This is a genomic window from Psychrobacter immobilis (assembly GCF_904846225.1).
In the GTDB taxonomy this organism is placed as follows: Bacteria; Pseudomonadota; Gammaproteobacteria; order Pseudomonadales; family Moraxellaceae; genus Psychrobacter; species Psychrobacter immobilis_F.
This window is the reverse complement of record NZ_CAJGZJ010000005.1, coordinates 1-24,435: the sequence shown is the minus strand read 5'-3', so window position 1 is coordinate 24,435 and position 24,435 is coordinate 1. Positions and strand designations below refer to the sequence as shown.

The 24,435-nt window shown below is 42.7% G+C and carries 22 protein-coding genes; 9 read left to right on the top strand and 13 right to left on the bottom strand.

Annotated features, from left to right (window positions below; all coding sequences use genetic code 11):
* The first annotated feature begins 13 nt into the window (after positions 1-13).
* Complete coding sequence (locus JMX48_RS05320) at positions 14-166, top strand: hypothetical protein (protein ID WP_201535211.1); 153 nt, start codon at positions 14-16, stop codon at positions 164-166.
* Between the two features lie 185 nt (positions 167-351).
* On the opposite strand, the gene JMX48_RS05315 is transcribed toward JMX48_RS05320, so the two are convergent.
* The 7 genes from JMX48_RS05315 to ispF form a co-directional block, all read right to left on the bottom strand.
* A complete protein-coding gene (locus tag JMX48_RS05315) occupies positions 352-1,383 on the bottom strand; it encodes an ornithine cyclodeaminase family protein (RefSeq protein WP_201535210.1) in 1,032 nt (343 codons plus the stop codon).
* Between the two features lie 66 nt (positions 1,384-1,449).
* Positions 1,450-2,409, bottom strand: coding sequence for an AEC family transporter (locus JMX48_RS05310; protein ID WP_201535209.1), 960 nt, complete (start codon positions 2,407-2,409; stop codon positions 1,450-1,452).
* Positions 2,410-2,539: 130 nt separating this feature from the next.
* Entirely contained in the window at positions 2,540-2,749 is a 210-nt protein-coding gene (locus JMX48_RS05305) for a ChaB family protein (RefSeq protein WP_201535208.1), read from the bottom strand.
* A gap of 178 nt (positions 2,750-2,927) precedes the next feature.
* Positions 2,928-4,826 (bottom strand): tRNA uridine-5-carboxymethylaminomethyl(34) synthesis enzyme MnmG, encoded by a 1,899-nt coding sequence (mnmG, locus tag JMX48_RS05300; protein WP_201535207.1) that lies wholly within the window; start codon positions 4,824-4,826, stop codon positions 2,928-2,930.
* A 240-nt stretch (positions 4,827-5,066) separates the two neighbouring features.
* A complete protein-coding gene (locus JMX48_RS05295; RefSeq protein ID WP_201535206.1) occupies positions 5,067-5,606 on the bottom strand; it encodes a hypothetical protein in 540 nt (179 codons plus the stop codon).
* A 213-nt stretch (positions 5,607-5,819) separates the two neighbouring features.
* Positions 5,820-6,170: a Grx4 family monothiol glutaredoxin gene (grxD, locus tag JMX48_RS05290; protein ID WP_025653310.1), complete on the bottom strand. Its 351-nt coding sequence runs from the start codon at positions 6,168-6,170 to the stop codon at positions 5,820-5,822.
* 188 nt (positions 6,171-6,358) lie between these two features.
* A complete protein-coding gene (gene ispF / locus JMX48_RS05285; RefSeq protein WP_201535205.1) occupies positions 6,359-6,859 on the bottom strand; it encodes a 2-C-methyl-D-erythritol 2,4-cyclodiphosphate synthase in 501 nt (166 codons plus the stop codon).
* A gap of 263 nt (positions 6,860-7,122) precedes the next feature.
* On the opposite strand from ispF, the gene mnmA reads away from it, so the two are divergent.
* Positions 7,123-8,334, top strand: a complete 1,212-nt coding sequence (gene mnmA, locus JMX48_RS05280) for a tRNA 2-thiouridine(34) synthase MnmA (protein WP_201535202.1) — start codon at positions 7,123-7,125, stop codon at positions 8,332-8,334.
* Between the two features lie 7 nt (positions 8,335-8,341).
* Here mnmA and JMX48_RS05275 read toward each other — a convergent pair whose 3' ends face one another.
* On the bottom strand, positions 8,342-9,184 hold the full coding sequence (locus JMX48_RS05275; RefSeq protein ID WP_201535199.1) for a hypothetical protein: 843 nt from the start codon (positions 9,182-9,184) through the stop codon (positions 8,342-8,344).
* A gap of 160 nt (positions 9,185-9,344) precedes the next feature.
* Positions 9,345-9,743 carry a hypothetical protein gene (locus tag JMX48_RS05270; protein WP_201535196.1) on the bottom strand — a complete coding sequence of 133 codons (399 nt, stop codon included), beginning with the start codon at positions 9,741-9,743 and terminating at the stop codon, positions 9,345-9,347.
* A gap of 241 nt (positions 9,744-9,984) precedes the next feature.
* On the opposite strand from JMX48_RS05270, the gene purB reads away from it, so the two are divergent.
* Entirely contained in the window at positions 9,985-11,388 is a 1,404-nt protein-coding gene (gene purB, locus JMX48_RS05265; protein ID WP_201535193.1) for an adenylosuccinate lyase, read from the top strand.
* 63 nt (positions 11,389-11,451) lie between these two features.
* On the top strand, positions 11,452-12,051 hold the full coding sequence (locus tag JMX48_RS05260) for a DUF2238 domain-containing protein (protein ID WP_227687909.1): 600 nt from the start codon (positions 11,452-11,454) through the stop codon (positions 12,049-12,051).
* Here JMX48_RS05260 and JMX48_RS05255 read toward each other — a convergent pair.
* Positions 12,048-12,230 carry an NF038104 family lipoprotein gene (locus JMX48_RS05255; protein ID WP_201535190.1) on the bottom strand — a complete coding sequence of 61 codons (183 nt, stop codon included), beginning with the start codon at positions 12,228-12,230 and terminating at the stop codon, positions 12,048-12,050. The genes JMX48_RS05260 and JMX48_RS05255 overlap by 4 nt on opposite strands.
* Positions 12,231-12,377: 147 nt before the next feature.
* Here JMX48_RS05255 and JMX48_RS05250 point away from each other — a divergent pair, with 147 nt between their 5' ends.
* Positions 12,378-13,550, top strand: coding sequence for a cupin domain-containing protein (locus JMX48_RS05250; protein WP_201535188.1), 1,173 nt, complete (start codon positions 12,378-12,380; stop codon positions 13,548-13,550).
* A 147-nt stretch (positions 13,551-13,697) separates the two neighbouring features.
* On the opposite strand, the gene JMX48_RS05245 is transcribed toward JMX48_RS05250, so the two are convergent.
* The 3 genes from JMX48_RS05245 to JMX48_RS05235 all read right to left on the bottom strand — a co-directional run bounded on the left by JMX48_RS05245 (position 13,698) and on the right by JMX48_RS05235 (position 19,700).
* Entirely contained in the window at positions 13,698-14,390 is a 693-nt protein-coding gene (locus tag JMX48_RS05245) for a 1-pyrroline-5-carboxylate dehydrogenase (protein WP_201535185.1), read from the bottom strand.
* Positions 14,391-14,401: 11 nt separating this feature from the next.
* Complete coding sequence (gene putA, locus JMX48_RS05240) at positions 14,402-17,674, bottom strand: bifunctional proline dehydrogenase/L-glutamate gamma-semialdehyde dehydrogenase PutA (RefSeq protein ID WP_201535183.1); 3,273 nt, start codon at positions 17,672-17,674, stop codon at positions 14,402-14,404.
* A 715-nt stretch (positions 17,675-18,389) separates the two neighbouring features.
* Positions 18,390-19,700 (bottom strand): NCS2 family permease, encoded by a 1,311-nt coding sequence (locus JMX48_RS05235; RefSeq protein ID WP_413786348.1) that lies wholly within the window; start codon positions 19,698-19,700, stop codon positions 18,390-18,392.
* 437 nt (positions 19,701-20,137) lie between these two features.
* Here JMX48_RS05235 and tolQ point away from each other — a divergent pair, with 437 nt between their 5' ends.
* From tolQ to JMX48_RS05215, 4 genes are all read left to right on the top strand, one after another.
* Positions 20,138-20,878, top strand: coding sequence for a protein TolQ (gene tolQ / locus JMX48_RS05230; RefSeq protein WP_201535179.1), 741 nt, complete (start codon positions 20,138-20,140; stop codon positions 20,876-20,878).
* Entirely contained in the window at positions 20,875-21,333 is a 459-nt protein-coding gene (gene tolR, locus JMX48_RS05225; RefSeq protein WP_201535177.1) for a protein TolR, read from the top strand. The genes tolQ and tolR overlap by 4 nt, the downstream gene beginning before the upstream one ends.
* A gap of 60 nt (positions 21,334-21,393) precedes the next feature.
* Positions 21,394-22,401 (top strand): cell envelope integrity protein TolA, encoded by a 1,008-nt coding sequence (locus JMX48_RS05220; protein WP_227687908.1) that lies wholly within the window; start codon positions 21,394-21,396, stop codon positions 22,399-22,401.
* Between the two features lie 241 nt (positions 22,402-22,642).
* Positions 22,643-23,935 (top strand): PD40 domain-containing protein, encoded by a 1,293-nt coding sequence (locus tag JMX48_RS05215; protein WP_201535176.1) that lies wholly within the window; start codon positions 22,643-22,645, stop codon positions 23,933-23,935.
* Positions 23,936-24,435 lie beyond the last annotated feature (500 nt).

Genomic DNA, 24,435 nt, shown 5'->3' with positions numbered 1-24,435 from the left:
TGAGAAAAAGGTTATGGAAACCTCCACTTTTATTGGTTCATCAATATTTTTATATATCATTGCAATTATCGCAGTGATGATTATCGGTGGATATTTGACATATCGCACCAGTCCAAAGCGTAAGCAACATCGAGAAGACAAGCGCAATAGAGATAATGTGAAATAAAACAAGCCCTCTTTTCTGGTTGGAAAAGAGGGCTTTTTTATTGATGCTGTTAACTGCCAGTCAATTTTTTATAAAACCTGATATAGTCAGTGAAAAGTAATATCGATATATCACGCACGGCTGCTATCAGCAGTACCGTAGCTTTTTTAGGATGTTTTGACTATCGATGGTTATTATAAGACATATTACCAATCGACTGATAAACCTAGGCTATTTTGTGTGGCGTTTTTTGCTACATCCAAAGCGACTGCTGCATCGAAGCTAGCAGCGCCTACTGATTTAAATAACGTTATACCTTTTTCGGATCTAGTTATATTTTCTTTTAGCACTCCTGTTACCACTGCTTGCAAATCACCGCTGAGATCACTCCATGTCCATGCACAATCAGAAGCATCATGCGCTTGAATCAAATCGCCAGCTTCATGGAGACTGCCAGTCAAGTCATCAACGACGACCATACCACTGCCTGCAATGACCTCATTGCTGATTTCTTTCATTGAAGCTTGATAGGCACCCACCGCATTGATATGTACATCGGATTTAATTTGATCAAGACCAAACAAGCCTTCTGTAGCACGAGTGGCGATATTTATAATGTCTGCATCACGGATAGCATCACCGATCTCTTTACAAACAGTAATCTCAACATCCCACTGCCCATAGTCACAAGCGAATTTCTTTTTAAATATCTCAGCGCCTTCAATCCCTCTGTTCCACAAAGTGACCTTTTTAATATCAGGACGCACGGTTAATACAGCGTTTAGCTGCTCATAGGCCATACCACCACAACCGATAACTGCCACGCTATGACAATCAGGTTTTGCCATATATTTGGTGGCAATACCTGATAACGCCGCCGTCCGTACTTGTGTGATATAAACACCATCCATCATCGCTAATATGGCGCCCGTATCGTTGTTTGATACAGTGATAATCGCCGTTGTGGTCGGCATATTACGGCTTGGATTGTCAGGACAAATAGTGACTAACTTTACGACGGCATACTCGTTCTCACCATCATAAATCGTTGCTGGCATTGATAAATGCGCGCCTGAGCTATGAATATCATCCTCACTAAAGGTTTTAATGACTAAACGTTCCGGTGCTTTAATCCAATTAGGATGCTTGGCTTGCTGGTGTAATAATTTTTCAATCGCATCAATAGCGGCTTGTATATTAAGATGTTCGGTTACGAATTTTTGATTTAATAATTGCAATTTAAGTGTCCCTATTTATGTATTAATATCGAACTCACGCCTTGCTATATAATGGTAAAAATGCGACTACATTAGCCCCACAGCGCGTAAGATCGCAGCGCCAAATGCCATTCCAAACAGCCCTACTACTGTGGTAAATGCTAAAATATTGGCTGCCAGTACGTCATTGCCACCCATCGCTTTTGCCATCACATAACTAGCGGCGGCTGCGGGCGATGCCACCATCAAAAATAGCACACCCATATGCACACCTGATAGGCCAAATGCCAAGCCAATGGCGATCGCTACCAATGGCGCAACAATAATACGACCGATACTGGCCTGCATGGACAGCCCTGATAGATGTAGCATCGACTTTAAATCAATACTAGCACCTGCACAAATAAGGGCTAATGGCAACGCCACCGCTGCTAATAGATCACCAGTGACATGAACGACACCTGTAATCGGCGGCAAGCCAAGCGCTTTATAGGCAAATGCTGCCAATAAAGCCAATATGAGCGGGTTGGTAGTCAGTTTTTTGAAGACCATAATAATGCGACTGCTCCACGTATCATCCACCTTTTTAGACACGCGGCTCAGAGTAATGACAGCCAAAATATTAAACAAGATGGTGACCACGCCCATATATACAGCGCCAATGCTTAAGCCTGCATCGCCATAAGCATTGTAAACAGTCGCTAGACCAATAATGGCCATGTTGCTACGAAAAATACCTTGTACAAAAACCCCTTGGTCAGCAGGTTTACTAATAAAATACTTGGCATAAATTTCTGCACCCATAAACAGAATAAAGGTCACAAGAATTCCAGCAACTATCAGCGTAATTTGCTTACTATAATTGACCTCACTATCGGCCACGCTAAAAAAAAGTAGACATGGCAAACAGTAATTAAAGACAAAGTATGATCCTTGATCAATAAAGGACTGGCTCGCTTGACCGCGTCTTTGCATAAAAAAACCCAACCCCATCAAAGCAAGGTTGGGCAGAACAATAGTAATGGCAAAAATAATGGCTTCAATCATGGATAAGCTCGTATCAGCAATATTCTCAGAGCTATGTTTTCAAAGCTCTGACAACATACTTATATAGGTTAATTTAAATAATCAGGTATGAATTTATCTTTTTAATTCAATATAAGGCGTATAACAACCTCTATTTATGGTCGGGTTTTTTTACCCATTTATCGTCAGCGTTTTTCTCATAAACATTTTCAACCGCTGCCCATGCCGTAGCAAACCAACGTGACTCTTCATTGTATTGTTTGCTTGCACTACTAAAAGCTGCTTGAAATATCTCTTGCGCGTGTTTGGGCAAGTTATCTTTTACCGTAAGCGGTAGGTCTGACAATTTATCATAAGGCATAAAAGCATTCCTTTTCAGTAACAAACTAGCATCAATACTCTATTCTACCTACTATTTCTTTTCAAAACAGCATAAAGACTTCTTAAGTTGTTTGGACATTGTTAAAGGATTGGGCATAAAAAAAGCTTATAACAAAATATTGTTATAAGCTCATTTTGGTATTTTTACTTATTAATTTTTACGATAAATTTAATGCCATTGCTATTTTTTTCTGTTTTTTCACTGTCATCGCTAGTAATTGTATAGCAGCAGGCGTTACGCCACTGACGCGCCCCGCTTGGGCAAGCGTGGCAGGACGCACTTGTGTCAGTTTTTGTACGATTTCATTTGATAAGCCAGACACCACCGTGTAATCGAAATCAATCGGTAGCGCCGTATTTTCTAGACGCTTCATTTGATCAATCTCTTCTTGCTGACGGTCTATATAGCCTGCATACTTGACAGATATTTCGATCTGCTCACCCACTTGTGGATCAACTTCTGAGTCAGTGATAGCTGCGATATCAGCAAAGTGAATCTGCGGACGCTTAAGTAAATCATAAGCCGTGGCTTCTTTTGATAATACTTCACCTGTTTGCTCAGCCACTTTTTGACCCAACGCATTGGCAGGTGTTGCCCACATATCTTTGAGACGTGAAGACTCTGTAGCGATGGCTTCCATTTTTTCTTGATAAGCTTGCCAGCGCACATCATCAATCAAACCAAGCTTACGACCAGTCTCAGTGAGGCGCTGGTCAGCGTTGTCTTCACGCAAGAGCAAGCGATATTCTGCGCGGCTCGTAAACATGCGATACGGCTCATTGGTACCATGCGTAATCAAATCATCCACGAGAACGCCCAGATAGGCTTCATCACGGCGCGGCGTCCATGTTTCAAACTCGCTATTTTCACGCGTAACCAATGCCGCATTCGTACCTGCCAGCAAACCCTGTACGCCCGCTTCTTCGTAGCCTGTTGTACCATTGATTTGTCCCGCAAAATATAAGCGATCAATAGATTTGGTTTCAAGCGTTGGCTTCAAACTTTGCGGATCAAAGTAATCATACTCAATCGCATAACCGGGACGAGTAATATGCGCATTCTCTAATCCTTTCATGCTATGAATGAATTCTAACTGCACATCAAACGGCAAACTGGTCGAAATACCATTCGGATACAGCTCATGTGTGGTCAAACCTTCTGGCTCGATAAATATCTGATGACTGTCTTTATCTGCAAAACGATGTATTTTATCTTCAATAGAGGGACAATAACGAGGCCCGACACCCTCAATTTTGCCCGAGAACATCGGTGAGCGATCGAGGTTTTCACGGATAATGTCATGAGTACGGGCATTGGTGTGAGTGATATAGCAGTTGACCTGTTCAGGATGCATAGACACATCGCCCATATAACTCATCACTGGTAATGGCGTATCGCCCGGCTGTACTGCCATGACACTAAAGTCGACACTACGCGCATCGATACGTGCTGGCGTACCTGTCTTGAGACGGCCGACTGGCAATTTGAGCTCACGCAAACGATCAGCAAGTTTGATAGAAGGCTGATCCCCTGCGCGTCCGCCATTTGAATTTTCGAGGCCAATATGAATAACTCCGCCCAAAAACGTTCCTGAAGTCAATACGACCGTTTCGGTCTTAAAGATAATGCCAGTAGAAGTTACCACTGCCGTTGCACGTCCATTCTCTACCAAGATATCATCAGCCGCTTGCTGAAATATATCCAAATTTGGCTGGTTCTCTAACGTATGACGAATAGCCGCTTTATAAAGAATACGATCGGCCTGCGCACGAGTGGCTCGCACTGCGGCACCTTTGCGGCTATTCAGAACGCGAAATTGAATACCGGCCTTATCTGTTGCTAATGCCATCGCCCCACCCAGCGCATCAATTTCACGTACTAGATGTGACTTACCGATACCACCAATCGCTGGATTACAGCTCATCTGTCCAAGCGTTTCAATATTATGCGTCAACAGCAAGGTCTGCGCACCCATACGTGCGGCTGCCAAAGCAGCTTCTGTGCCAGCATGACCACCACCGATCACTACCACGTCATAAATTTTTGGATATTGCATGCATGCCTCGCTTGACTGACGATTTTTTTGACGATAAATTGCTGATAGCAACTTACCACTAAATAAATCTGCGCCAATCTTATTTTAAGAACGGATGAGATAAGTCATTAAAACTTAAATAGATAACCAGTAATTATAACAATTTTTTGCCATTTAAAAAACGTTACAACAAAAACGGTTAAAATTAATTTTTAGTAATAAAAGATGCGCCATGATAACCGTTTGGCTAAAGCAAAATTATTAATTTAATTTGTTGCCCGGACTCAGCGGTACGATCTGATCTGATTGACCACTCGTCACCATATGATGACTCCCATAACCTTCTGGATTGATCTGCAAGTAAGCATTCATCTGCCCAATCGCATCACCATCATCACTGGCTAAAATCTGATCTTTAATCATATCAACTGGCGGTAGTGGCAGGTTTTTGAGCAAGGCCAAACGCTGTTGATTGTCGCCTTTATTAACCACCAACTCAATAAGCTGGCGGGCATCAATCGGCAAATCTGGCGTGCTTTGTGCCAGTAGAGCCAAATGATAAGCACCGGCAGCATCTTGGTCTGCGACGATACGCTGCTCGATGGCAATGTAAGTCGCTTCTGTCGCGCCGCCCGCCACACTAAGCTGATGAATACATTTAAGTGCTGAGTTTGCCTCATTGCTTGCAATCTCAATGATACGCAGAGATTCGCTTTTCAAACGCTCACGACGTTTTTCGATAAGCGCTTGCTCAGCGGCTTCTTTTTGCGCTTGTTGCTGGTCAGATTCCTCGATATTCATAAGACTCTCTTTTGATAATTGTACTTATCATTCTGTTTATATTGAACACTATATGGGGTCAAAACCTATAAAAACAATCAAATATAAAGGCCACAAAAAACCCAAATAGCCATATTAAGACCACTTGGGTTCGTTGTGCGCTGATAGTAAAACTGATTTATGCATTACTCACTCATTATAACGTCAGAGCAGTTCCACAAACCGTCTGAACTATTAAGCGGCAGGGCTGTTTGCTTCAACCAATGGCTTTAGCTCGCCTGATTGATACATTTGTAAAATAATATCTGATCCACCCATCAATTCACCGTCGATCCATAATTGCGGGAACGTTGGCCAATTGGCAATTTTTGGTAAAGTAGCACGAATTTCTGGATTTTCTAAGATATTTACAAAGGCAAAAGGACGACCGATTTGGGTAAGGACCTCAATCGATTTAGCAGAAAAACCACACTGTGGAAACTGCGGTGTGCCTTTCATATACAAAATAACTTTATTATCTTTGATTTGATCACGGATCAGTTGTTCAACATCATTTGCAGCGGTATTTGGGGTTTGCTCACTCATAAAAACTCCTATTGATAAGTCGATATATTGAAAAATGTAGTAAGTTAAAAAAGGTAGTAAATTGGAAATAGCTAGCCATATCGCAACGTCATTGCGTGAAAAGTCACTGAGTGACAATATGTCTGATACATGGGGCGATTGTCACTATATTACAAGCAGGATTGTTATATTGCCTCAATTGACAGCCATTAAACAGGGGTTACATTAGGGACCAATAATACCACGGCATTGGCCATAATGCCTTCTTGTCGTCCCGTAAAACCGAGTTTTTCCGTGGTGGTGGCTTTAACGCTGACATTACTCACTGCCGTTTGTAAGTCGCTAGCGATATTGTCGCGCATGGCTTGGCTATGAGGTGCCAGTTTTGGGCGCTCACACATGACGGTGATATCCGCATTACCTAGCATATAGCCCGCCTCTTGTATTTTACTATAGACATAACGTAGCAGCACTCTTGAATCCAAACCCGCGTGCGCCGCGTCTGTATCAGGAAAATGCCGTCCAATGTCACCAAGCGCCAATGCACCTAATAGCGCATCTGCGAGCGCGTGTAGCACCACATCGCCATCAGAGTGCGCCAATAAACTGTGAGTGTGATCGATAGGCACGCCCGCTAATATGACATATTGCTGCTGCTGACCATTATTGTGAAAAGCATGAACGTCGATACCTTGACCAATTTTTATCATTATTTTTCCAAATTCATTAGGCGTGATTAAAATAAGTCAAAACTACTATTTGAATTTTTAGAGTAGTTTTGCTTAAAGCAAAATGCCATGGGTCGCCACCAGTTTCAATTAACTGATATAATGTGACGCTTATTTTATCATAATACCCAATCCAAAAGATAAACTGAGACTATCAACATGCTGAAGCGATCAATCGTTGTCACTGCATGAGTGGTTAGTATCATTATAAGTTTTGGATTAACTATAAATAGTTGAGCCGTTCTATGTCAGCCCTCATACCAAACTCAGATTCTGTTATCGCCCATCGCGCTTTAAAACTTACCGATATCGATAATCCTAGTGCCAAGCATGTGATTGTCGGTATGTCAGGTGGCGTTGATTCTTCTGTCTCGGCCGTCTTGCTACAGCAGGCAGGTTTTAAGGTCGAAGGCCTGTTTATGAAAAACTGGGAAGAAGATGACGGTACTGAATACTGTACTGCGATGGACGACTTAGCGGACGCGCAAGCGGTGTGTGATAAAATTGGCATGAAGCTGCACACGGCCAATTTTGCCATGGAATATTGGGATCGGGTGTTTGAGCATTTCTTGGCAGAATACAAAGCGGGTCGCACGCCTAACCCTGATATTTTATGCAATAAAGAAATCAAATTTAAGGCGTTTTTAGACTACGCCTTGACCCTTGGCGCTGATTATATTGCCACCGGACACTACACACGTCGCAGTGTGAATTATAAAAATAAAGACGGTGATGAGGTCGCCCAATTATTACGCGGTCTTGACACCAATAAAGATCAGAGCTATTTCTTACACGCGGTAGGCGGCGATAAAATTGCCAAAACGCTATTCCCAGTCGGTGAGCTTGAAAAACCTATGGTTCGTCAAATCGCGGAAGAACATGATCTGGCTACTGCCAAAAAGAAAGATTCTACGGGTATTTGCTTTATTGGTGAACGCCGCTTTAAGGATTTTTTACAGCAGTACTTGCCTGCGCAAAAAGGCGACATCGTCACTGATGATGGTCACGTCATCGGAACTCATGACGGTCTAATGTATTACACATTGGGTCAACGTGGTGGCATCGGTATTGGCGGTGTCAAAGACCGTGTTGAGGCGCCGTGGTTTGTATTAGCAAAAGATTTAGATAAAAACCGTTTGATCGTCGGTCAAGGCCATGAGCATCCCATGATGCTAAGTAATGAGCTACACGCTTATAAGCTTGATTGGGTCGATGATTTGCCACCTTTTGATGTATTTAGCGAAAATGGTTTGCGCTGTATGGCGAAATCTCGTTATCGCCAGCCTGACCAAGCTTGCTATGTGTTTGCAATGAAGGATGACGGTAGTGAAGTACGCGTGGTATTTGATGAGCCACAGCGTGCCGTGACTCCGGGTCAATCAGCGGTATTTTATATTGATGAAGTTTGTTTGGGTGGCGGTGTCATTGCCTCTATCGATGCACCATGTGGGTTTTAGAGAGCGCTTATTTTTTGACGGTGGCAGTAGTAACGGCTACTGTATCGCTTGTCATACCATCATTTGCATTTAAATTGTTATCATCAATGTTATAGATCTGATAAGTCAATTGCGCAACGGGCTGTAGCTCTGATGTGAATTGATAAAAGCGAATATCATAGCTGCCCTGTGTCCAACCATCGTCTGGCTTAAAACTGACCCAGTTTTGATTGCTATTGGCAACGATGTCTTTTTTCTCAAACAATAACACCTGTCCTGTCTGATTATTTACCCATTTGACAAACACGAATGGACTGGCAGGCACTTTCCCTGCGGTATCAAGATGCGCAAATATAGTGGCATTTTTCTCTATGTTTGAGGTGTCCATTGACGATGATGGCATCGAAGGTGTGAGTGACAATTTAACTTCACCAACGAGTGGTTGATTGTCATTTTTCTTGTATAGCTCCTCAACCGCACGCTGGGCAAATTGTCGCTTATCTACAAGCGCCTCGCCTGCACCTTGTGACATAAACCGATCAATGTACTGTCCTAGCATATAGTCAGGCATTTTATTGACGATATCCATCGCTTGCTCTTGTGAATAATCATGCATAGAGCCTGTTTGTGACGACTTGGTCGCTGGCATGTTATTACCATTCTGATTTTCAAGCGCTTGGAGCTCTTCGGGCAGACTACCGTTCTGTTGATTGAGATTTGGCGTAGCATCATTCTGTAGCGATAAGGTCGCCTGACCCTGACCTTGCATCACTTTATCCATTTGTTGCTTGGTCATGAGCAAATAAGTACTCAAACTGCCAAAGACGAAAGCAATAAGGACGGATGAGAAAAATAAAGTTTTGTCTTTCATAGTTATATTCTAGAGATAAGATACTTGAGTGATAGGGTTTGGCTCAATAAGCGCTATTAATATGGACGGCCTTTACTTTTAAGCTGTTTTCATTTTTTATGAAAAAAGCCATTTTTATCTTTAATAAAAACGGCTTTTTGTTATTTTTAAAACACCTATTTTAACCAGAGAGTCCACTCGTTGGAAACTGACTGTTTATTGGTTTGCAGATATACTTGTATTTACCATTAGGATTACTTTCTATATCGCTCTTTATTTCTTTGCCATCACCGTCGTTTGTATATCCTATATTAAAGTTTGCAACGTCACGAGGTGGAAGACCTGATATTCGGCAGCTCAATGAGAACTTTTTACCATTATTGATATTAGATTTTTTAACCAAACACCCTCTACCAAGCTCGTTGACAGTAATAGTATTGCCACTGATTGCACAATTTGATAAGCCTTGAAACTGGATAGGTTCAGAAGAGCCATAAGAACCACTACTATCACTGTCACCGCCGCAAGCGCTAAGCGCCAATGCTGAGCCTAACACTAAAACGCTAACGAATTTATTCATAATCTAATTCTCATTTAGTAAACTATTGACTGTTAAAACCAGCTTATTAAAGCACCATTACATTTAAAATACAATACTGTTACAAACATAAAATTTTATTTGTTTTTTGTTCAATAAATAATCAACAGATGCAGGTGCTAAGGCTGACTCTTTTGTGTCGACTTTTGCTATAATTGTGCCGCTAAGATTTCTCTGCTGCGTTATGCACTGATTCACTTATTGTCAACTTAAAGGTATTACTATGACCACCTCTTTATCTGCCTTGACCGCCCTCTCCCCAATCGATGGCCGCTACGCGTCTAAAGCTGATAGCTTGCGCCCTTATTTGTCTGAATTTGGACTGATTAAAGCCCGTGTCGCTGTTGAGATTCGCTGGTTACAGTCATTGGCTGAAAACAGTGCTATTGGTGAATTAGCAGCATTTGATACGCAGACTGATAACTTTTTAAATAGCATCGTTGATAATTTTAGCGAAGCGGATGCACAAGCAATCAAAGAAATCGAAGCGACAACCAATCACGATGTTAAGGCAGTTGAATACTTTATCAAAGACAAATTCCGTGGGCAGGATGCACTCATTGACTCATTGGAGTTTATTCACTTTGCCTGTACCAGCGAAGACATTAACAACCTATCGTATGCGCTAATGCTAAAAGACAGCCGCGAAATTGTGGTTGCTAAAATGCAGCAAGTTACCGATAGCATCGTAGATTTGGCGATTACGCATGCTGATCAGCCAATGCTGTCACGCACACATGGTCAAACCGCCAGCCCAACGACGCTTGGTAAAGAGATGGCAAACGTGGCTTATCGCCTTGCTCGTCAAATCAAGCAAATTAATAAAGTAGAGTTATTGGGTAAAATCAATGGCGCAGTCGGTAACTACAATGCGCATTTTTCAGCGTACCCTGATGTTGACTGGCAAACTCATGCAGAGAAGTTCATCAATGAGCGTTTAGAACTGACTTTCAATCCGTATACCACACAAATTGAGCCGCATGATTATATCGCTGAGTTGTTTGATGCGGTCAAACGTTTTAATACTATCTTAATCGATTTCAACCGTGACATTTGGCAATATGTTAGCTTAGGCTATTTTAAACAGCGCCTAAAAGAGGGTGAAGTGGGTTCTTCTACCATGCCGCATAAAGTTAACCCGATTGATTTTGAAAACTCTGAAGGTAACTTGGGCGTTGCTAATGCCATGCTGGCCCATTTAGGTGAAAAGCTACCTATTTCACGCATGCAGCGTGATTTGTCAGATTCGACCGTACTGCGTAATATCGGTGTTGGTCTGGCACAAAGTATGATTGCTTTTGATGCTTGTCTAAAGGGTGTCAGTAAGCTTGAATTGAATGCGCAACGCTTGAATGATGATCTGAATCAAGCCCAAGAAGTATTGGCTGAACCGATTCAAACCGTGATGCGTCGCTACCGTGTTGAAAATCCGTACGAGAAACTTAAAGCATTGACACGTGGTAATGCCATGACTCGTGAAGCGATGCTGACCTTCGTTGAAAGTGATGAATTGTCTGCCGTTAGCGACGCTGACAAAGCCCGCCTACGCGAAATGACACCAGCGACCTATATCGGTAATGCGGCTGAACAAGCACGCACGATTAAAGAGTGGATTGCCAAGATTTAATGGCGAATAAATAAGTAGGCATTCATAGTGCGCAGTCGTTTTAATTCTATTATGGTCAGTACTATGGCGGTATTCATCGTCATGGTACTGGCAAGTATTAAGCCTCTAGAGTGGTCAAGCTACCTGCTACATCAGCTTGGCACGTTGCTTTTTTTGGCATTAATGCTGTGCGCGTATCGCTATCAGTATATTGGTTCGCGCTCTTATATATTTGCTTCGTTATTTTTAATCATTCATATTATAGGGGCGCGTTATTTGTACTCATATGTGCCCTACGATGATTGGACAGAGCAACTATTCAGTATAGGTTTAGACGATTTATTTGGCTGGCAGCGTAATATGTATGATCGCCTCGTGCATTTTAGCTACGGGCTTTTACTATTTAGTGCCATGTTTGAAAGCTCAAAATCACTCTTTAATATTGAGTCAAAGAAGCGACTAATAGCTGTCGCACTCATGATGAATATGTCATCAAGTATGCTTTATGAGCTCATTGAATGGTGTATTGCAGCGACCTTATCACCAGAAGCTGCTGAAGCTTATAACGGTCAGCAAGGCGATGTTTGGGATGCCCACAAAGACATGGCTTTAGCATTACTCGGTGGGCTGATTGCGGCAGGTATTCTGTTACTTCAACGTCAGAATCAACAAATTAAATCTTAATCTTCTTTTTTGTCATCGCTGTCGCCTGGTATGATCGCTTTACCTACCGCAACCGTGCCTTTTACCACGCCTTTAGTGGTTTTGTAAGCAACTTTAACTGGTACAGTTACTAGCTTATGTACACAGGCTTGTAGTAAAAATATGCTGGCAAGCAGAGCGATTATTTGTAATTTTTTCATAAATTTCCTACGAGTAATTGGCTGCTCTGATGATGGCCATCAGATAGGTGGTAATCATAAACTATTAAAACCGTCCTATAAAGCAATCCTTACTATTAATCTTATATCCAATTCATCTCACATCTATTTGCAGACACGGATTTATCAATGACCTCTATACCTCTATGTTTACCAGACTCTATCACGCCTGAACAGTTTTTAAGTGAATACTGGCAAAAAAAGCCTCTACTTATCAAACAAGGTTTACCGCAACTGATCGATATGTTTGAACCAGACGATATGATCGGTCTGGCACTTGAAGAAGATGCCTCGGCGCGACTACTGACTCAAGCGGCGACCAAACAAGATGGTCAGCCTCAATGGCAGCTTAAAAAAAGTCCATTGACTGAAACAGATTTTGACAATCTACCTGAGCAATGGACGGTACTTGTCCAGAATCTTGAGCAGTGGTCACCTGAGCTTGGGCAATTATGGCAGGCATTTGGCTTTATTCCGCAGTGGCAACGCGATGATATTATGGTTTCTTATGCGCCAAAAGGTGGCTCGGTTGGCAAACACTATGACGATTATGATGTTTTTTTGGCGCAAGGTTATGGTCGTCGCCGTTGGCAACTGGGTAAATTCTGCGATAAAGAAACAGCATTTGTCGCTGACGAGCCGATTCGCCTTTTTGATGATATGGGTGAGATCATTTTTGACGAGATATTAGAAGCAGGTGATGTGCTTTATGTACCGCCAAAATTGTCGCACTTTGGTGTCGCACAAGATGATTGCCTGACTTTTTCTTTTGGCTGTCGTCGTCCGAATTTAATGCAGATTATCGATAGCGTGGCTGATATCGCCACCAATGATAGTGATTTGTTTATCCCAATGCTATTGCCTCAAATGTTGCAAGCGTCAGGTGAATTGCAAGCAGATAGTATCGAAGCTATCAAGAACCAATTATTGCAAATGATACAATCTGAGCGAGGCGATCATATCATTCGTCAAGCCGTGTCTGAAGTGGTTAGCAAGCGTCAATATGATGCGCTCATGCCAGAAGAAACATTGGACACTGATGAGCTGTTGCAAGCTTTATTAGAAGGCGCAACGCTACAAGCTGACTATAGTAATCGTTTGCTCTATCGCCGCACCAATGATAGCTTTACGCTGTATGCCAATGGTCAACGCATTGATGGCCTTGATGAGGCTGCAATCACTGTCCTAATACGTTTTGCCAATGGTGAGCATTTAGACAGTGAAGATGTCAAAGCGGTTGATCCAGATGATTTAAGTGAATGGCTAGAAAACGGTTGGATTTGGGTTAATCACGCTGAATAGTTTTAATCTACTTAAACCAACTCATTTTCACACAAGCATAAAAAAACCGATATCTGAATACTAATCAGATATCGGTTTTTTATTATTCATTTTTTATAAATATCGCTTAGCCTTTATCAAAACTAAGCGAAATTGACATTAAAATACTTATTCTGTACCAAGCTCAAGTAAGCTCGCATTACCACCAATAGCGGTGGTATTGATCGTCTTGACTCGCTCAGTGACAAAGCGATGCAGATAGTCTGGCGTCAGCATCTCTGACAAACCTTCCATATCGGTGACAGCAATCACTTGCGTCAAGATACCATCTGTTTTAGCAAGCTCTTGACTAATGACTTGCACTTCACTACGATTTCCAGCAACCGCGACTTGCGCAAGACGGTCAATATATAAAAGCGTGGTTGTTTGCGAATCGTTAGCGACGCTTAACACGTCATCGCTAATACCAGTTTCATGAAGTATTTTTGCCGCTTCAGTACACATCTCATCTTGGCTTGGGCAATGCAAAATAACTTCATTACCCGTTAATAAGGCTGCCATAAGCTGTCCTAGGACCGCCATTGCGCGAGCAGACTCACCACCGATGACCATGGTTTTACCACGGGCCGTCACATACAGATCATTGGTCTCGCCAGTCGCGCCAGTCATGCGATGCATCTTATCCAAGCTAGGTGCGGCACTTAACAAATGATTGAACAGGCGCTTTGCTTTATTAGCGTCACCAGTGAGCAAGGCCAGCTTTGGAATGGCCGCTTGTAGATAAGTGGCGCGATTCACTGCGCCAAGTAATCGCCAAGATTCGCAAACCTGGGCATGATTTTTTTTGAATTCAGTCGCCATGTTGCTACTCCTTATGCGAGTTCTGTTTGAGTGATTGAGGCTGTGGTGTTACCTTTAATGGCTGATTGCTCAGTCATTGGCGGCGTATTAACTAAAGATTCTGTACTTAATTGCATCAGACGCGCGACATAGTGCGGGCCACCCGCTTTGGGACCAGTACCAGATAATCCACAACCACCAAATGGCTGTACGTTGACGACTGCACCAATTTGGTTACGGTTAATATAGGTATTACCGACAAAAGCACGACGCTCAATATGTTCAGCGGTGTTTTCAATACGGCTATGGATACCCAAGGTCAAGCCAAATCCTGTCGCGTTAATTGAGTCAATCAGCTTGTTTAAGTCACGTGCTTGATAACGCAGCACATGCAAAATTGGGCCAAAGTGCTCGCCACCAATCACATCGATACTTTTTACCTCAATCGCTGTTGGCAATACAAAGGTAGATTGATCTTGACTGACAACCGAGCTAGAGCTCATCGGTGTCTGAGCTATAATACGAGCCGTTGACTCAGCACTCATACGCTCGATATGTGCTTCAAGGCCTTGCTTGGCATCATTATCGATTACTGGGCCGACGTCGGTGGCAGCATATAAAGGGTTGCCTACAGACAGCTCAGCCATATTGCCTTGCAATAGCTCAATCAAATCATCGGCCATTTCTTCTTGCACACATAGTATACGGCAAGCTGAACAACGTTGACCTGCTGAACCAAAAGCAGACAACACCGCATCTCTAACCACTTGTTCTGGCAGCGCTGTTGAGTCAACAATCATGGCATTTTGACCGCCAGTCTCAGCGATAAATACAGGCAATTCGCCGCTGGCCTGAGCGTGATCATTCAAACTTTGATTGATGCGTTGGGCAGTTTGGGTTGAGCCAGTAAAAATAACGCCTGAGATATTGTCAGCAGCTGTCAATGCACCGCCAACATCACCTGCTCCAATGACTAACTGCAACGCTTCTGCTGGTACGCCTGCTTGATACATCAATTGTGCACCAAAATGTGCGATCAAGCTGGTTTGTTCGGCAGGTTTTGCCACGACGGTATTACCCGCAGCTAGTGCAGCCACGATTTGGCCAGTATAAATAGCCAATGGAAAGTTCCAAGGACTGATACAAACAAAGGTACCACGCGGTTTATAAACTTGACGAGACTGTTTGCCGGACAAGTCTGTGAACTCATGCACTTTCGTGTCTAAACGTTCTGCTTCATCGGCATAAAAACGGCAGAAATCAACCGCTTCTTTGATTTCATCGATGCTGTCTTGCAGGGTCTTGCCCGCTTCAACTTGGCATAGAGCCATTAGTTCTGCGTAGTTTTCATCAAACAGGTCAGCGATTTTGCGTAATATCGTAGCGCGTTCAGCAGCTGATACAGCTTGCCATACGCTTTGTCCAGCAACGGCCACATCGATAGCTTGACGAGCAACTTCTGCATTGGCATAGGTTACTTCACCAGCACTCACTGCATGATTCCAAGGGGCAAGTACCGTTTGAGTAGCAAGCTGACGAGTTTCACCATCTGCCTGATATTCGTTGATTGCTTTACCATTGACAATAGATGTCGCTGACCAAGTTTTATCTAAATGGCTGTCGATAGCATTTTTAAACGGTAGCCATTGTGACTCTATAAATATGTTGGGGCCGAAACTTGCAAGGCGCGAACCATATATCTCTGATGGTAGCGGGATATCTGGATTGTGCAACGTTGTATTAGTAAGCAGCTTGTCATAAGGATGCACGGTCAGCTTATCAATCGGATAAGACTTATCTAATAGCTGATGAACAAACGAGCTGTTGGCACCGTTTTCGAGCAAGCGGCGTACCAAATACGGTAGTAAATCTTTGTGCGCGCCAACAGGCGCATAAATACGTACAGGGATCTGATAAGCTTGCAGGATATGATCATACAGCGCATCGCCCATACCGTGCAGACGTTGGAACTCAAAATCTCTATGCTGACTCATGGTCATAATTGACGCAAGTGTATGGGCATTATGCGTAGCAAACTGTGGCCAGATAAGACCGCGTAGATGATCTGACAATAAGAAACGTGCACAAGCAAGGTACGCGGTATCCGTGCCTTCTTTACGTGTCCAAACAGGATAACCTGACAATCCTTTTTGCTGAGCAAGTTTGATTTCAGTGTCCCAATACGCGCCTTTTACTAAACGTATTGGAATACGGTCACCTACTTCAGTTGAGATACGGGCAAGCCAAGCTAGCACGGCGATAGCACGCTTAGAGTAACCTTGCACGACGATACCCAAACCATCCCAGCCAGCCGTCAAGTTATCACGGTATAGAGACTCAAATAACTTTAGAGAAATCTCAAGACGGTCAGCTTCTTCCGCATCGATACTAAGATCAACATTGACTTCACGTGCCGCTTCAATCAGTAGCAAGCAACGTTGACGTAATAATCCCATCACTTGTGTTTCTTGCGTGGCCTCATAGCGAGGATGGAGCGCTGATAATTTGATAGATACTGACGGTTTAGGCATGCCCTCTTTGACTTTGATGCTGGCAGTGGCTCTAATCGCATGCAAGTAATCGTCAAAGTACTTTGCGGCATCTCTATGAGTAATCGCAGCTTCGCCTAGCATATCAAACGAATAGGTATAACCTTTATTTCGATATGGCTGGCTGTTTTTATTAGCGTCTTCAATGGTCTCGCCCAATACAAACTGATGCCCCATGATACGCATGGCTTTTTGCATCGCACTGCGAATCACTGGTTCGCCCATTTTTTTGGTCATGCGATCCAAAAACCCTGACGCTGTCGTATTACTATCAATACTAACGACACGACCCGTCATCATCATGCCCCATGACGAGGCATTGACCATAAAACCGTTGTCGTTCTTTATGTGCTTTTTCCAGTCAGCCACACTCATTTTGTCATGAATAAGCGCATCAGCAGTATAGTTGTCTGGCACTCGAATCAAGGCTTCTGCCAAGCTCATGAGCAAGATACCTTCTTGAGTATCAAGGCTGTATTCGAGCAATAACGAGTCGACCATTTTGACCGCTTTGCCATCATTACGTACATGCTCAACCAGCTGACGAGTTTGCTCAGTAGCAGCATCACGTTCTTCAGCACTAGGCTTGGCAAGTGGTAATAATTCAGACAACCAGCGTTCTTCATCGACGCTATACAATGGCGAAATACGCGCATGTAGCTCTTCTAATGACTGGGTCATATATTCTGGCGACAGCATATCGACAGGATTAAATAAAATCGGCTCTTGCGGGGTAAACTGATTTACTGGGTTCATAACAACTCCATAACTATCGTTTAAAAACCATAATAAATGATGCTTTAGGAAGTCTGACTCGCATGCCTAAGTGCCTATAAGTACTATTAACTTAAATAGTGCTCATTAACTGATACTCACAGCAATAATCAAAAGACCAAACGGCGCCATCACAAAACGGGAAAATCCAGCACAGGCTGGAAATGGTTAAGTAGGTCGTTCGAGTGTTAAACGGGCTACGTTAACAATACAAAGGCAACAACAAAAGTTAAGCGGCATTAGTGCCTTCTTCTTGTTAGTAGTGAAAGGAGTTTGATAGTCAGATGTATCGCTGAATCAAAACAATGATGAGTAAAACATCGCTTTGATTGGCGCGAAATCTGTCATCTTATATGACGCTAATTCACTGTAAGAAAAACCTCTACGGCGTTGATTGAGGTGATGCGCTTAACTTGGGCATGGTAGCATGAAAAAAAATTTCAAACTAATAATATTTATAATTTTAATAAATTAATATATTTCTAAAAAACAACCAGTTATCAGCATCTTATCGACTATGACGCTTTGGTTATATTTTGGTATTTACTGTTGCAAATTAATTATTTTAATAAATCAAACACTTGTGGTAATAAAGCATGATTTGACCCATTATTAAATCAAAAAAGCCTTCTTTATCATTTCAGAATAAAGAAGGCTTAAAATCAAAAATAACTGCATAAAAGGTGATGTTAAAAGCTTATAAAAGTACCAATTTAGCAAGTAAAATAGCGGTTAATACCCAAACTGGGACGGTAATCTCAGAGAATTTACCCGTCATCAATTTCACTGCAGTGAAAGTAATAAAACCAAGCGCAATACCATCAGCGATAGAGTATGTGAGTGGCGTTAATAGCAGCACTACGGCTACCGGAGCGGCTTCTGTTAAATCTTCCCAGTTAATGTCTTTTAGCGTGAACAACATCAACACGGATACATAAAAAATCGCGCCAGCCGTCGCATAAGCAGGAATCATACCCGCCAATGGTGCAAAGAAAATACTCAGTACGAATAATACACCGACCGTTACAGCCATCAAACCTGTACGTCCGCCAGACGCGACGCCAGACGCACTTTCGATATAACTGGTCGTCGATGACGTGCCCAGCATAGCACCTGCAACCGTCGCTGTTGAGTCAGCCAATAGCGCTTTATCCATATTAGGAATATTGCCATCTTTATCGATTAGGCCTGCTTTACTCGCGATGCCCACCAGACTGCCCGTCGTATCAAACAAGTCAACGAATAAAAAGGCAAAGATGACGCTAATCATACCGACGTCAAACGCGCCCGCAATATCAAGCTCCAAAAGCGTTGGTGCGATTGATGGCGGAGCGGACATGATGCCAGTAAACTGGGTATGGCCCGTCAATAAGCTAATCACGGTAACAATTAAAATACCAATTGTGACTGCACCAGGGACTTTCTTGTACACCAAGCCAATAATGATAAAGAAGCCCAAAGCCGCCATCGCAGGTGAAAACGAGGTCATATCTCCAAGCATCACCAGTGTCGCGTCCCGACCAACGATGATGCCCGAGCTTTGTAAAGCAATAAATGCTAAGAACGCACCAATACCTGCCACAATACCTTGTTTAAGGCTCATTGGAATAGCATTGATAACCCACTCGCGAATCTTAAACAAGCTTAAAATAATAAACAAACAACCCGATAAGAAAACAGCGCCTAACGCCGTTTGCCACGCATACCCCATACCCAGTACGACACCATAGGTAAAAAAGGCATTCAGACCCATACCTGGTGCGAGCGCCACAGGCAGTCTGGCATAGATGCCCATAATAAAGCAGCCTATTGCCGCTGCTAAACAGGTAGCAACAAATACCGCCCCTTTGTCCATACCAGCTTCAGCCAATACGTTGGGGTTTACAAAGATGATATAAGCCATCGTCAAAAAAGTGGTTATACCGGCAAGGATTTCCGTTTTGACCGTGGTGTTTTCACCGTTGATCCCAAAATAGCGTTCAATTGCATTCATAAGTGGCGCGCCCAGCTTGCTAGTGAAAGAACAAATTTATTGGTGCCTAAAATAAATATGACGTCAACAAATGAATGGCGACGTCATTATCAAAAGGCAGCGGTAACAAAGTGCAACATTTTAGAGAAGTTACGGTACAAATTCAATCATTACCAGTGCCTTATGGGTACAAATCTGCCCTTCTCCCTTATTAATGAATGATAGCCAAACAATGTTTTAGGTATATTTATATCAACTGACTTTATCTTATTGATAAAACGGTATAACTATCAGTAATATTATTGGATATTTAACACTATAATAAATGACCTTTTCTGCATTTAGCAGTACACTAAGCGGTTGATATCAATGTGCAGAATTATCGCCCTATTATATTTTTAGTTAATAAAGTTTCAATTTGGTCTGCGTGTCGCACCATGCCCGTTATTATCAATTATCCATGAGTCTCATACATGCCTGAATCATTAAATATTATTGACCTTATTACCCAAGCCAGTCTTTTGGTACAGATTGTGATGGGGTTATTGTTATTAGCCTCTTTACTCAGTTGGGTGATTATTTTTCGTATGAGTGCGCGGCTCGGTACGGCCAAAAACTTCGATCAACAGTTTGAGACTTGGTTTTGGTCAGGTGAAGATTTGGCCAAACTGTATCAAGGTGTACAAGGCTCGCCTGAACGCCAAGGACTTGAGCAAATCTTTTATGTTGGGTTTTCTGAATACTTAAGAATGCATAAGAAGCGCCAGCCTAAAGACGACATCATCGATGGTGTTGAGCGTAAGCTACGAGTCGGCTTAGGACGTCAGCAACAACTATTAGAGTCAGGATTAACCACACTAGCGAGTATTGGCTCAGTAGCGCCTTATGTTGGTTTATTTGGCACCGTTTGGGGCATCATGAATGCCTTTTTAGGGTTGTCTCAAACTGAACAAGCAACGCTGGCCTCTGTCGCTCCCGGCATCGCTGAAGCATTAATCGCTACTGCCATGGGTTTGTTTGCCGCTATTCCTGCTGTCCTCGCCTATAATCACTTCACGGCCAAATCTAGTCGCTTATATGATTCGCGTGCGTTATTTTGTGATGAAATGACAGGCATGCTCCAGCGTGAAACCAGTGCAGAAAGCATCGTTAGTCGAGAAAATATAGCCAGTCGAGACACCCAAACTAATAGCAGTCAGGTGACAGGGTTATGAAACAAAGTCCCTATCGCCGTGAAAAAAAAGCACTAAATGCGGAGATGAACGTTGTTCCTTATATCGACGTGATGTTGGTGCTGCTCGTGATATTTATGGTCACAGCACCAATGCTGATTACGGGTGTCGATGTTGATTTGCCAAAAGAGCAGACCAACACCATGAGCCAAAGTCAGCTCCCAGTCATTGTTTCTTTAACCGATAGCGGCGAGATTTTTATCAGTTATGAAAATAATATCGACTTGCCTATTAGCGAACCTGAACTGATTGACACTCTATCCAATCTGCAAACGCAAAGTAGCGATGCTGGTGCTCAGCCTTTACAAGTCATGATTAATGCTGACCAAAACAATCAATATGGCGCTATCATGACACTGATGGCAACTTTGCAACAAGCAGGCATTCAAAAGGTTGGTCTATTGACAGGTGCGCCACTGCCTACACCTTCACTGTAATGACGCTTATTCCTAGCACAACTTGTTATAATAAAGCAGATGATTTGATGAACCTCGTCCTTGAGTATCCCTATTATGTATAATGCGCCTATCGTTTATGTGCCAACTCAACCTGAAGGCAATGGGCTTACGTTGCCCACGCTACTCAGTTTGCTGGCACATGGTCTTGTGATTGGGATACTCATTTATACCTATCAGCACACTGAAGTAGAGCCGACTGGCAGCATTGAAACTGTTATGGTTTCACCTGAGCAACTGGCTGAGATGCAAGGACAGGTTTTGGCCAATCGTGCAGCAGCGGCCAGTGCAATGCAGGCTGAAAGTGGTGCAACCAGCACGATGCAAACTGAGAATTTTGATGGTAGCGCTAGCACACAAAATCCCAATCAAACAAGCTCTCAGCGCGTCCCCGTCTTTACACGATCTAATGATGCCTCTGGTCGCCCTATGCTGATGAGTGAAGAACAGCATCAACGCTTGCTTGAGCAAAATCAAGATTATGAACAGCGGATGGCTGAATGGGCGGCGCAACTAGATGAATCGGTGACAGAAGAGCACGATCAAGTTGAAAACGACAAAAGAGAGCAGCGAACAGAAGAGCAAGAGCGGCTCGGCAATTACCGTATGAAGCAAAACACGCAGCCTAAGATTACACGCCCTACCGCAAGTGATCGTAATATAGAAATCACCACTGGTAGCTCGGGTAAAAACTTTAATCTGTCAGACGGTCAATCTAGCATCTCTGGCGATACGACAACGTCTAGCAGCTCTAAAGGTAGCAGCCAATCGGCCTCAAGTGGTAATCGGGGCGCAAGTAACAGTGAAATTATTGGCTTAATCAAACGCAACTATAATCCACCTACAGCAGGGAAAGGCTCAACTCAGAGTGCCACTTTAACCATCACTGTCAATGCTAGCGGCAGTATAGTCAACGTCTCTGCTTCAGGGCCTGATAGCGCCGTCAATGAAGCTGCCAAACAAGCGGTGTTAGAAACTGGCAGATTACCGATTGATGCCGACGACCCTAAATATCCTACCTTTACGATACAATTTAAGGGCAGCAATTAATAATACCAAACCAAAAAATACGATTGGTTTTGTGAAACTCGTTTAGCCTACAAGGCGTCGTACTTGCACTCGTTCTTCTACAAATCCTATTCTTTTTGAACGGTATAAGTTGCTCACATCTTATATTGTTGATAACGTTACGTTAAGCAGCTTTTACCGCATAATATATGATCTTATCGTAATGACTGGCTCGTCCCTTATAAAAATGACAACAATACTATTTTAGGAGCTCAAATAACTCATGCGTACTCATAAGAAACTACTAGCCTCTTTACTTACCAGCGCCTCAACTCTACTTATTTCTCCTAGCTTGTTTGCTGCACCTGTTGTTTTAGAGCTGGATTATGAAATTCCTGTCCAACAAAGCCAAATCGCTTTTGTGCCATTTGCTGGCGATTCTATTCTATCACCGATCATTTTAAGCGACTTGAGTAAGACCGAACTCAAAGCCACCAGTCAAAACCTACCTCAGCAGCCGCATAATAGTAGCGAGCTGGCAGGTTCATTACCCGTTTGGCAAAGCATGGGGATTCCTTATCTAGTCGTCGGTAGTACGCGCAGCAATCGCGGAAAAATAGTGACCGATTACGAAGTGATTGATGTAAAATCTGGCCGCGTTATTGAAGGCAAACAAAGCTTAACGGCGGATAATAATAAAGAAAGCATGCGTTATGCAGGACATGTCATCTCCGATAAAGTGTATGAGCTTGTTACTGGCATTCCAGGGGATTTTTCAGGGCGTATTGCCTATATTGAAGAAGTTGGCGCTGGAAAAAACAAAGTCTCGCGCTTGAAAGTTATGGATGCCGATGGTGAAAATGCTAAGACCATTACCGAGGTTGCAGGTTCTATATTTTCACCAACATGGTCGCCAGATGGTAATCGTATCGCCTACTCCGTACAACGTGATAAATCCTACCCTGTCATCTACGTCCAAAACGTTAGTGGCGGCGGAGCAAGTGCATTAACGCCTTTTAAAGGTAGCAATTTAAGTCCCTCGTTTTCACCTGATGGTAGCAAAATACTATTCTCAAGCAGCTTTGAAGGTAGCGCTGATATTTATGAGATGAGCGCCAGCGGTGGACAGCCTAAAAAACTCACCAGTTGGCCTAGCAGCGAAGTACAGCCAAATTATGCACCTGACGGCAAATCCTTTGTATTTGTCAGTGATCGGGCAGGATTTAATAAACCGCAGATTTATCGTTATGAATTTGGTTCAGGACGTACGACCAAAGTATCAAATAGTGGTTATGCCACCAGTCCTCAATTCAGTAGTGATGGCTCTCAAATCGCTTTTTTAAGTGGTCGCTCAGCTGCCATAATGAATAGTAGCGGTGCAGTAACTGCCAATTTGGGCAATACCGGTATTGATGAAGCGCCAAGCTTTTCACCCAATGGTAAACGCGTGGTCTATGCCTCCACTCAAGGTGGTAAAGGCATTTTAACCATCAAATCACTTAATGGTGGCGAGTCATTTGGTAAATCTGGACAAGGTGTCATCCGCTCACCAGTATGGTCATCTAGTCCTAAATAATTTATTCAGCACGTCATATTTACTGCTCAATGAAGCACAAAAAAGCGCCCGATAAATTGTCGGGCGCTTTTTTAATGATGACACGCGTTAAAACTATCCCATAATTTTTATAGAGTTTCTGATGAATACTACTTAATAATTTAGCTTACTCTCTATTATTATTGTATTTGAGCGTACATAATAGATACATATATTGAAGACAGATATTTTTTTGTATTCAGCAGTATTTTTACTTTACTATAAAAAAATGATTGCCTGCCATACTATTTTTATGATCAGCACTATTCTAATATTGCTGACCTCTTTTTGAGATACTATTATGAAATCATTAACGTTAACCTGTATATTAACCACAACCCTATTCTTTACAGGTTGCCAATCTTTTCAATTCGTCGACAGCCCCATTCCTGTTAAAGGTATTTCTACTATAGCCAAGCCCACTTAAAAGTGTTATAAACTAATAATCAAACCTAATTGTTGTCATAAAGACCATGACTTAC

Excerpts from the sequence above, each read along its gene's own strand:
- JMX48_RS05250 (WP_201535188.1), top strand. The coding sequence starts at position 12,378 with ATGACCTCTATACCTCTATGTTTACCAGACTCTATCACGCCTGAACAG.
- JMX48_RS05310 (WP_201535209.1), bottom strand. The coding sequence starts at position 2,409 with ATGATTGAAGCCATTATTTTTGCCATTACTATTGTTCTGCCCAACCTT.
- mnmA (WP_201535202.1), top strand. The coding sequence starts at position 7,123 with ATGTCAGCCCTCATACCAAACTCAGATTCTGTTATCGCCCATCGCGCT.
- JMX48_RS05260 (WP_227687909.1), top strand. The coding sequence starts at position 11,452 with ATGGCGGTATTCATCGTCATGGTACTGGCAAGTATTAAGCCTCTAGAG.
- JMX48_RS05255 (WP_201535190.1), bottom strand. The coding sequence starts at position 12,230 with ATGAAAAAATTACAAATAATCGCTCTGCTTGCCAGCATATTTTTACTA.
- purB (WP_201535193.1), top strand. The coding sequence starts at position 9,985 with ATGACCACCTCTTTATCTGCCTTGACCGCCCTCTCCCCAATCGATGGC.
- JMX48_RS05275 (WP_201535199.1), bottom strand. The coding sequence starts at position 9,184 with ATGAAAGACAAAACTTTATTTTTCTCATCCGTCCTTATTGCTTTCGTC.
- tolQ (WP_201535179.1), top strand. The coding sequence starts at position 20,138 with ATGCCTGAATCATTAAATATTATTGACCTTATTACCCAAGCCAGTCTT.
- JMX48_RS05320 (WP_201535211.1), top strand. The coding sequence starts at position 14 with ATGGAAACCTCCACTTTTATTGGTTCATCAATATTTTTATATATCATT.
- JMX48_RS05295 (WP_201535206.1), bottom strand. The coding sequence starts at position 5,606 with ATGAATATCGAGGAATCTGACCAGCAACAAGCGCAAAAAGAAGCCGCT.
- JMX48_RS05305 (WP_201535208.1), bottom strand. The coding sequence starts at position 2,749 with ATGCCTTATGATAAATTGTCAGACCTACCGCTTACGGTAAAAGATAAC.
- ispF (WP_201535205.1), bottom strand. The coding sequence starts at position 6,859 with ATGATAAAAATTGGTCAAGGTATCGACGTTCATGCTTTTCACAATAAT.
- JMX48_RS05215 (WP_201535176.1), top strand. The coding sequence starts at position 22,643 with ATGCGTACTCATAAGAAACTACTAGCCTCTTTACTTACCAGCGCCTCA.
- grxD (WP_025653310.1), bottom strand. The coding sequence starts at position 6,170 with ATGAGTGAGCAAACCCCAAATACCGCTGCAAATGATGTTGAACAACTG.
- JMX48_RS05245 (WP_201535185.1), bottom strand. The coding sequence starts at position 14,390 with ATGGCGACTGAATTCAAAAAAAATCATGCCCAGGTTTGCGAATCTTGG.
- putA (WP_201535183.1), bottom strand. The coding sequence starts at position 17,674 with ATGAACCCAGTAAATCAGTTTACCCCGCAAGAGCCGATTTTATTTAAT.
- mnmG (WP_201535207.1), bottom strand. The coding sequence starts at position 4,826 with ATGCAATATCCAAAAATTTATGACGTGGTAGTGATCGGTGGTGGTCAT.
- JMX48_RS05270 (WP_201535196.1), bottom strand. The coding sequence starts at position 9,743 with ATGAATAAATTCGTTAGCGTTTTAGTGTTAGGCTCAGCATTGGCGCTT.
- tolR (WP_201535177.1), top strand. The coding sequence starts at position 20,875 with ATGAAACAAAGTCCCTATCGCCGTGAAAAAAAAGCACTAAATGCGGAG.